Annotated in this window: 6 protein-coding genes, 1 tRNA gene and 1 pseudogene; 1 reads left to right on the top strand and 7 read right to left on the bottom strand. The window is 71.3% G+C overall.

The genetic code is table 11. The annotated features are described in order from the left end of the window. Nucleotides 1–381: 381 nt before the first annotated feature. Together ACIF83_RS08735 and ACIF83_RS08730 are read right to left on the bottom strand one after the other, a co-directional pair. Nucleotides 382–1,302: a transketolase family protein gene (locus tag ACIF83_RS08735; protein ID WP_399724717.1), complete on the bottom strand. Its 921-nt coding sequence runs from the start codon at nucleotides 1,300–1,302 to the stop codon at nucleotides 382–384. A 57-nt stretch (nucleotides 1,303–1,359) separates the two neighbouring features. Then, a complete protein-coding gene (locus tag ACIF83_RS08730) occupies nucleotides 1,360–2,067 on the bottom strand; it encodes a transketolase (protein ID WP_399724714.1) in 708 nt (235 codons plus the stop codon). 124 nt (nucleotides 2,068–2,191) lie between these two features. Here ACIF83_RS08730 and ACIF83_RS08725 point away from each other — a divergent pair. Further along, nucleotides 2,192–2,265 (top strand) — tRNA-Pro (locus tag ACIF83_RS08725). 99 nt (nucleotides 2,266–2,364) lie between these two features. Here ACIF83_RS08725 and ACIF83_RS08720 read toward each other — a convergent pair. The 5 genes and pseudogenes from ACIF83_RS08720 to ACIF83_RS08700 all read right to left on the bottom strand — a co-directional run bounded on the left by ACIF83_RS08720 (nucleotide 2,365) and on the right by ACIF83_RS08700 (nucleotide 7,075). Further along, a complete protein-coding gene (locus tag ACIF83_RS08720; protein WP_399725204.1) occupies nucleotides 2,365–2,697 on the bottom strand; it encodes a hypothetical protein in 333 nt (110 codons plus the stop codon). Between the two features lie 103 nt (nucleotides 2,698–2,800). Beyond that, nucleotides 2,801–4,603, bottom strand: a complete 1,803-nt coding sequence (locus ACIF83_RS08715; protein WP_393470352.1) for a thiamine pyrophosphate-requiring protein — start codon at nucleotides 4,601–4,603, stop codon at nucleotides 2,801–2,803. Nucleotides 4,604–4,635: 32 nt separating this feature from the next. Beyond that, nucleotides 4,636–5,254 (bottom strand): annotated as a pseudogene (locus tag ACIF83_RS08710) (FAD-binding oxidoreductase); the annotation flags it as partial. Between the two features lie 234 nt (nucleotides 5,255–5,488). Then, entirely contained in the window at nucleotides 5,489–6,100 is a 612-nt protein-coding gene (locus ACIF83_RS08705; RefSeq protein ID WP_398137764.1) for a cysteine hydrolase family protein, read from the bottom strand. Nucleotides 6,101–6,118: 18 nt separating this feature from the next. Continuing rightward, the gene (locus ACIF83_RS08700; protein ID WP_399724710.1) at nucleotides 6,119–7,075 is read right to left on the bottom strand and encodes an LLM class F420-dependent oxidoreductase; all 957 of its coding nucleotides are present in this window, start codon (nucleotides 7,073–7,075) and stop codon (nucleotides 6,119–6,121) included. Between the last annotated feature and the right edge of the window lie 93 nt (nucleotides 7,076–7,168).

Here is a 7,168-nt window from a genome sequence, read left to right as displayed (position 1 = left end):
TTCTGGGTGGGGTGCGTTGGTCGGTTTCGCGTGGCCGCCGTCCGCGCCCTGAGCCGGTGCTGCGGCTGGTCTCGTGTGGGCTGCCGCGGGTGTTCTGGGTGGGGTGCGTTGGTCGGTTTCGCGTGGCCGCCGTCCGCGCCCTGAGCCGGTGCTGCGGCTGGTCTCGTGTGGGCTGCTGCGGGTGTTCTTGGCGGGGTGCGTTGGTCGGGTTCGCGTGGCCCGCGTGCTGGGCAGGCACCGCGGTCGGTCTGGTGTGGGCTGCTGCGGGGTGTTCTGGGGGGTGCGTTGGTCGGCTTCGGGCGGCTGTCGTGCGCGTACTGAGCCGGTGCCGCGGTCGGGCTCGCACAGACTCCCGCCCGCGCTCCGACGCCGGTGCCGGTCTCACGCGCGCACGGACGCCTGCCCCGCCCCCACGAACGCCCCGATCCGCTCCCGCAGACTCCGCGCGTCGAGCCCGTGCGCGGCGACGTGCTCCGCGATCGTGCCGTACCGCCGCAGCTCACGGCGTCCCACGCCGAGGCCGAGCACCCGGTGCGGTGCATCCGCCAGCGCCTCGTTCACTGCTGCCGTCGACGTTCCCGCGAGGTACGGCTCGACGAGGACGACGTCCGTGCCCGCGGACTCCGTGGCCCGGCGCAGCCCGGCCGCGTCGAAGGGCCGTACCGTCGTCGCGTACAGCACGGTCATGTCCAGGCCCTCCGTGGCGGCGAGCACCGCGTCCAGCATGGGCCCGACCGCGACGACCACCCCGGCGCGCCCCTCGCGGACCGTCAGGAAGTGCTGCCCGTCGACCCCCAGCCCCTGCCGGTTGGCCTGGACGGAGAGCCGGACGTACACCTTGTCGTCCCCCGCGGCGACCGCGCGCCGCAGCAGCGTCTCGGCCTCGTCGGGGTGTCCGGGCACGTGCACGGTCCAGCCGTCCAGGGTGTCGAGCAGTGCCACGTCGCCGGGCGCCATGTGGGTGTAGCCGCCGGCCGGCCAGTCGAAGGAGGCCGCGACGCTCACCAGCACCGCTCCGGTGTCCTGGTGTCCGAGGTCCAGCTTGACCTGCTCGAAGGGCCGCTCCACGAGAAAGCTGGCGAAGGTGTGCACGACCGGCCTGAGCCCGGTGAGCGCGAGACCGGCGGCGGCCCCGACCAGCAGCTGCTCGCGGATGCCGACGTTGATCACCCGGTCCGGATGTCGGCGCAGGGCCTCGGCGAAGCCGTCCTTGCCGATCTCGGCGAGGACGACCGCGACCCGCGGATCCTCGTCCAGCAGCCTGGAGACGACGGGGGCGAAACGGTCACGCATGGTGTCCATGAGGGCTGGACCCTTTCCACTGGGTTCTGAAGGGACGGGCGGGAGGGAGGGGAGGGATCAGGCGTTCTTCGGCTCTACGCGGGCGACGACCACATGCGGGCGCCCCGGGTGCGGCGCGGTGAACGCGGCGTACAGGGCCTCGTGGTTCCGCCCGTCGACGGTCACCGCGGACCAGCCCGCTGCCTCGAACCGGGCGGCGATCCCGCCGGGCCGGGCATGGCTGGCGGAGGAGTTGTCGATCACGACGGTGTGCAGCCGTTCGAGCCCGGCGGGCCCGGCGAAGGCGATCGCTTCGTGATTGCTGCCCTCGTCCAGCTCGGCGTCCCCGATCAGCACCCAGACGCCCGGCTCGCGCAACCCCTGCGCGCGCAGCCCCAGCGCGCTGCCCACGGCGATCGGCAGCCCGTGACCCAGCGACCCGCTGCCGATCTCGGCCCCCGGCACCAGCACCCGGTCGGGGTGATGCCCGAGCGGGGAGTCGTACGACCCGAACCCCGGCAGCCACTCGACGGGCACGAAGCCTTTCGCCGCCAGCACCGCGTAGTACGCCATCGGCCCGTGCCCCTTGCTCAGCAGGAACCGGTCCCGGGCGGGATCCTCGCGCCGTTCCGGCGTGACCCGGAGCACCCGGTCGTACAGCACCCACAGCGCGTCGAGCGTGGAGGTGGCCGCCGGGCCGTGCTTCTCGTCGCCCGTCATGAGCGCCATGAGCCCGGGCAGGTCGTCGTAGCCGTAGGTGCGGGTGTCGCCCGCTGCGATCTTCATGTCGAAGATCGTGCAACCTCAACCAAACTTCAGGTCAACCGGAAAGAGTGCGCGACCACCGACCCGAGTGCGGTATTGTTTCCCTGCGCGTTTCGACCGGGGAAACCCCAGGTCAAACGGGCATCGGGACGTGGCGCAGCTTGGTAGCGCACTTGACTGGGGGTCAAGGGGTCGCAGGTTCAAATCCTGTCGTCCCGACTGGAGACAGTCGCAGGTCAGGGCCGGTTTCGGAGGCATCCGAAACCGGCCCTTGATCATTCTTGGGGACCAGTTGGGGACCGACGTCCTTGACCGCGGTCACGGGTCACAACGATGGGGCTCGGCAGCGAGCGTGGTGCGCGCAGCACCCTCGTCGTAGGCCGCGCCCAGTAGGCGCACCAGGGGCAGCCCGAGCAGGCGCGCCTTGGTGTCCCACAGCGCGATGTCCACGGCGGAGATCGCCTGGGCCGCGATCCCCGGCAGGCCGGCATTGCGCACCGCGCGCTGCATGGCCTCGTTGGCGCGTGGCACGTCGAGGGCGGACAGGCCGGTGACGACGCCGGCGAGCAGGTCGTCGACGAGCTTCGCGGCGGCCGCCGGGGCGTAGGTGCAGCCGAGGCCGGTGACCTCGCCGCAGCGGACGGTGGCCAGGACAAGTGTGGAGCTGTCCCAGGCCAGGGGGCGTCCGCCTCGGGCGCGTCGGTGGGCACGGTGTGGACGGCGCTCTCCACCCGCTCGACGATCGGCAGGTCGCTCACCGCCGCCCCGCTTCGTGCCGGTGCGGCAGGAACTCCTGCATCTTGGCCTTGAAGCCCTGCCGGACCATCCCCGCCCGGTCGCTGTCGCCCTTGAGGACGGCGGAGGCCGCGGCCTCGATCTGGTCGAGGGTGGCGTGCGGCGGGATCGGCGGCACGGCGGGATCGGTCACGAAGTCGAGCACGCACGGCCGGTCGGCGGCGAGCGCGGCCTCCCAGGCACCGGTCACCCCGCCCGGCTCGTCGATCCGCATGCCGGTCAGGCCCAGCGAGCGGGCGAAGTCGGCGTACCGGACATCCGGGAGGGACTGCGAGGGCAGGAACTGCGGGGCGCCCTCCATCGCGCGCATCTCCCAGGTCACCTGGTTCAGGTCCCGGTTGTTGAAGACGGCGACGACCAGCCGCGGATCCTCCCAGTCCTGCCAGTACTTGGCTACGGTGATGAGCTCGGCCATGCCGTTCATCTGCATCGCCCCGTCGCCGACCAGGGCGATCGCCGGCCGGTTCCCGTGCGCGAACTTGGCGCCGATGGCGTACGGCACCCCCGGCCCCATGGTGGCCAGCGTCCCGGACAGCGAGCCCCGCATCGCCCCGCGCAGCTTCAGGTGCCGGGCATACCAGTTGGCGGCCGAACCCGAGTCGGAGGACAGGATCACGTCGTCCGGCAGCAGCCCGTTCAGGGCGTGGACGACGTACTCCGGGTTGATCGGATCGGCCTCGACGGCGGCCCGCCGCTCCATCACCTCCCACCAGCCCTTGACGTTGTTCTCGATCTTCGTCCGCCAGGAGGTGTCCTCCATCTGTTCCAGCAGCGGCAGGAGCCGGCGCAGCGTCCGCGCGGCGTCGCCGACCAGGTTGACCTCGAAGGGGTAGCGCAGCCCGACCATGTGGGGGTCGATGTCGATCTGCACGGCCCGTGCCTTGCCGAACTCCGGCAGGAACTGCGTGTAGGGGAAGGACGAGCCGATGACGAGCAGCGTGTCGCACTCCCGCATCAGCTCGTACGACGGCCGGGTGCCGAGCAGCCCGATCGCCCCGGTGACGTACGGAAGCTCGTCGTCGAGTGCGTCCTTGCCGAGCAGCGCCTTGGCGACCCCGGCGCCGAGCCGGTCGGCGACCTCCGTCACCTCCGCCCGGGCGCCGCGCGCGCCCTGACCGATCAGGATCGCGGTCTTGCCGGCGGAGTTGAGGACATCGGCGGCCCGCTGGAGGTCGTCGTCGTCCGGTACCGGCGAGTAGTGCGGCATGCCGAGACTGGACGGCACCATCTTGAAGGCGTGCCCGGGCGCCGAGTAGTCCAGTTCCTGCACGTCGGCCGGGATGATCACGGCGGTCGGCGACCGCCGGGCCATGGCGGTGCGCAGCGCCCGGTCGAGCACGTTCGGGAGCTGCTCGGGGACGGTGACCATCTCGCAGAAGTCCGAGGCGACGTCCTTGTAGAGGCTCAGCAGGTCGACCTCCTGCTGGTACGAGCCGCCCATGGCGCTGCGGTTGGTCTGGCCGACGATCGCGACCACGGGCACGTGGTCGAGCTTGGCGTCGTACAGGCCGTTGAGGAGATGGATGGCGCCGGGCCCGGAGGTCGCGGCGCAGACCCCGACCCGGCCGGAGAACTTGGCGTAGCCGACGGCCTCGAACGCGGACATCTCCTCATGGCGGGACTGGATGAACCTGGGCTTGTTCTCGGCCCGCCCCCAAGCCGCGAGCAGGCCGTTGATGCCGTCGCCCGGGTAGGCGAAGACGTGCTCCACGTCCCACTCGCGCAGCCGCTGGAGGATGTAGTCGGAGACCTTCGTCGACATGGTGGAAAACCTTTCCTGGACTGGGGTACGCGTCATGCGCGGCGCAGATGTCGTACGGCTGCCAGGGCGGCCGTGACCGTGAGCGTGCCGGCGGTCGCGGTGGCGGCCCAGCGCGCCGAGCGGGAGGGGGCGGCGGGTCGCCGGGCCAGGCGTTCGGGACGGTCGCTCGGCAGCGGGCCGTCCAGGCCGAGGGCCAGCGCCTCCGCGAGGTGCAGGGCCCGGCGTCCGGTGGCGCCCTGTTCGAACTGGGTGCGGCAGCTGAAGCCGTCGGCCAGCAGCAGACTGCTCGGAGCGGCGTCGCGGACCGCCGGCAGCACGCCCGATTCGCCGATCTTCATGGACATTTCGTGGTGGCCGCGTTCGAAGCCGAAGTTGCCGGCCAGGCCGCAGCAGCCCTCGTCGAGGACGTCGACGTCGATGCGGGCGCGGTCCATGAGCGCGCGGTCGGCGTCGAACTTCATGATCGCGTGCTGGTGGCAGTGCGTCTGTACGGTCGCCTGCCGGGCCGGTGCGGGTGGCCGCCAGCCGTCCGGTGCGTGGTGGACGAGCTGTTCGGCGAGGGTCCCCTGTCTGCCGCGCCAGCCGCCGTACGTCCTCGTCGTCGGGCAGCAGTTCGGGCGCGTCGGACCGGAAGACGGCGGTACAGGACGGTGGTGCCTTCGCCGCGCGAGAGCACGGGCACGTCGAAGCGGGCGCAGACCCGCACCGCGTGCGCCCCGGCCTCGACGGTCCGGGGGACGACCACGCCGAGCGGGACCTGCCGGTAGTTGGAGCCGTCCGTGGAGTAGGCGCCCCGGCTGCCGGCATCGAAGCGGACCTCGGCATCGGTCCCGGCACGCAGGGCCGCCACCAGGTCGCCGAGGGGCTCAGTCGGGACGCCTGGGCTCATGGCCTGCCTCCGGTCCGGTGAGGATTCTCATTCGGTATGGGCCGCCGGGTACCCACAAAATCCACCTCACGCGCCGCCACGATCCGGGCGCCCATATTGCGCTCCATCATCTCCAGCGCGGCGGCGCCGAGCCTGGGATGGATGGATGCCACGGCGTCGCTGGGCACCGTGACATCGAGGTGCCGGATATGTGCGTCCAGGGCGGAGTACAGGACGCACTGCTCGGTGACCTGGCCGCACAACACCAGGTGGCCGACGCCGAGTCGCCACAGCAGATACGCCATGGGGGTCTCGTAGAAGACGGAATGACGGGCCTTCACCACGAACAGGGAGTCGTCGTCGGGTCGCACCGGCTCCACCAGCGCGGCGTGCGGCGTAGCCAGCGCCCTGTCGAGCAACTCTCCGTGGTGGGAGCGCCACAGCCCGAAGTTGTCGTTCGCGTAGACGACGGCCGCGTCCGCCTTCCGGGCCTGGCCGATCAGATCCGCGACGACCTGGACGATCCGGCCGACGGCGGGCACGAGCAGCTCGGCGTCCTCGTGGTCGTACGTGTTGATCATGTCGATGACGACGAGTGCGGTGCCCTCAGCCTTCGGGGAGCCGTCCACCGCGGTCACCACCTTCACTCAGCCGCGCAGTGCCGGCAGGACCTTGGTGCGGTAGAAGTCGAAGAAGCCCTGCTGGTCCTTGCCGATCTGGTTGACGTACACCGTGTCGAACCCCGCGTCGACGAACTCCGAAAGGGCCTTCGCATGGGCGTCTGGATCATCGCCGCACGGCACGGACGCGGCGACCTGCTCCTCGGTGACCAGCTGGGACGCCTGTTCGAAGTGGCGTGGGGTGGGCAGGACCTGGGGGAGTTCGCCGGGCAGCTGCTCGTTGGCCCACAGCAGGTGTGCCGTACGGACCGCCTCCCGCTCGTCGGTTCCCCAGCACACCTTGAGCCCGCCGTACACCGGGTTCGTACCGCCGCCACTGCGCCGGAACCGCTCCACCACGGACTCGTCCGGCGTCATCGTGATCAGCCCGTCGCCGATCCGCGCGGCGACCTCGGCGGCCTGCGGGCCGAAGGCCGAGACGTCGATCGGCACCGGCTCGTCGGGCACCGTGTAGAGGCGGGCGTTCTCCACCGTGTAGTGCTTGCCGTGATGGCTGATCTGCTCGCCGGTGAACAGCCGCCGGATGATCTGCAGCGCCTCCTCCAGCATCTCCAGACGCACCGGTGCCTCGGGCCAGACGGTGCCGAGGATGTGCTCGTTCAGCGCCTCGCCCGTGCCCACGCCCAGCCGGAAGCGCCCGTCCAGCTGGACCGCGCTCGTGGCGGCCGCCTGGGCGATCACCGCGGGGTGCGTACGCACCGGCGGGCAGGTCACGGCCGTCTCCACGGGCAGTGAGACCGCCTGCGAGAGGGCGCCGATGACCGACCACACGAACGGGCTCTGGCCCTGGGCGTCGTGCCACGGGTGGTAGTGGTCGGAGATCCACAGGGAGTCGAATCCGGCCTGCTCAGCCATCCGTGCCTGCTCGACGAGTTCCGCGGGGCTGTGCTCCTCGCACGAGAGGAAATATCCGAAGTCCGCCATCGTGCCTCCTGAACCGGGTCCGTCTGGGTGGCCGCTGCCGAGTACCCCGTGGCAGCCGGGTTGTACACGGTGTCGCCTGCGGGAGGAGGGGTA

This window comes from Streptomyces sp. NPDC085866 (assembly GCF_044541035.1).
Lineage (GTDB): Bacteria > Actinomycetota > Actinomycetes > Streptomycetales > Streptomycetaceae > Streptomyces.
This window is presented reverse-complemented; position numbering and strand designations above follow the sequence as displayed.